Source organism: Pseudoxanthobacter sp., from assembly GCF_036822375.1.
Classification (GTDB): Bacteria; Pseudomonadota; Alphaproteobacteria; order Rhizobiales; family Segnochrobactraceae; genus Pseudoxanthobacter.
On sequence record NZ_DAISHT010000276.1, the window covers coordinates 1 to 1,527 of the forward strand.

Sequence of the window (1,527 nt, forward strand, 5' to 3'; positions counted from 1 at the left end):
GGCCGTTCCGCGACCGTGGCGAGGGCGGCGAGCGCCGCTTCGACAAGCCGCGTGGCGACCGGCCGTTCGGCGATAAGCCCCGTGGCGACCGGCCGCAGGGCGATGGCCCGCGTCGCGGCCCCCGTCCGCCGCGCGGCTGACGGGGCCTGAGGCGCCATGCGCATCGTCGCCGGACGCTTCAAGGGTGCGGCCCTTGCAACCCCGAGCGGCCGGGATATCCGCCCGACCGCCGACCGCCTGCGCGAGAGCCTGTTCAATATCCTGATCCACGGTTACGGCGATCCGGTCGATGACGCACGCGTCATCGATCTCTTCGCCGGCACCGGGGCTCTGGGGCTGGAAGCGCTGTCGCGCGGCGCCCGCCATGTGCTGTTCGTGGAAGAGGCGGCGGAAGCCCGCGCCCTCATCCGCCGCAACGTGGAAGCGCTGAAGCTGACCGGCGAAACGCGGCTCTATCGCCGCGACGCCACCCGGCTGGGGCCGGCCGGCACCCACCAGCCGTTCGACCTCGCCTTTCTCGACCCGCCCTACAACAGGGGTCTGGGCGAGGCGGCGCTCGCCAGCCTGCTGGCCGGCGGCTGGCTGAAGCCCGGCGCGCTCGTCGTGCTGGAGGAAGCCGCCGAAGCCGCCGTCGCCCTGCCGGAGGGCTACGACCTGATCGAGACGCGCGAGACGGGCATCTCCAGGCTCTGGTTCCTGCGCGTCGCCTGACGGCCTCTCCGGCCGTTCTGCGGCGGCCGGCGCGGCACAGCCGCGCCGGAACCGGCCGCACCTCAGCGCCGTCCGAACAGCCGCTCGATATCGGCCAGCGTCAGACCGATGAAGGTCGGCCGGCCATGGTTGCAGGTGCCGGAATTCGGCGTGGCCTCCATCTCGCGCAGCAGGGCATCCATTTCCTCCACCCGCATGCGCCGGCCGGCACGCACCGAGCCGTGACAGGCCATGGTGGCGGCGATGCGGTTGAGACGCTCCTCAAGGCCGCTGGCCCTGTCCCATTCCGCGATCTCGTCGGCAAGGTCGCGCACCAGCGCCGCCGCGCCTCCCTTCGCAATCAGCGCCGGCACCTCGCGCACCGCCACCGCGCCGGGGCCGAAGGCCTCCAGCACCAGCCCGAAGCTCTCCAGTTCATCCGCCCGCGCCGCCAGCCGTTCCACGTCCTCGGCCGGCAGATCGACGATGTCCGGCACCAGCAGGATCTGCCGCTCCACGCCATGGGCCGCGCGCTGGGCCTTCAGCCGCTCATAGACAAGGCGCTCGTGGGCCGCATGCTGGTCGACGATGACGATGCCGTCGCTGGTCTGGGCGATGATGTAGGTGCCGTGCACCTGCGCACGCGGCGCGCCGAGCGGAAAAGCCTCGCGGCCCTCCGGCAGCCCGGCGGCATCGGCGCGCGCATCGGCGGAAGGCCGCAGCACCGCGCCGAACCCGGCCGCCGCGAAATCGGCCTGCTCCGCCCCGGCCGCCGAAACCCGGCCGAACGACCCCGCCGCCTCGGCCGCGGCCCGGCCGGCCGGCGCGATATCGGCG

At 73.6% G+C, this 1,527-nt stretch carries 1 protein-coding gene and 1 pseudogene; one reads left to right on the forward strand and one right to left on the reverse strand.

The features are described from left to right. Positions 1-156: 156 nt before the first annotated feature. The gene (gene rsmD / locus V7067_RS16345; protein ID WP_334176957.1) at positions 157-711 is read left to right on the forward strand and encodes a 16S rRNA (guanine(966)-N(2))-methyltransferase RsmD; all 555 of its coding nucleotides are present in this window, start codon (positions 157-159) and stop codon (positions 709-711) included. A gap of 62 nt (positions 712-773) precedes the next feature. Here the strand turns inward: rsmD and V7067_RS16350 are convergent. Next, positions 774-1,527, reverse strand: a pseudogene (locus V7067_RS16350) (DNA mismatch repair protein MutL); the annotation flags it as partial.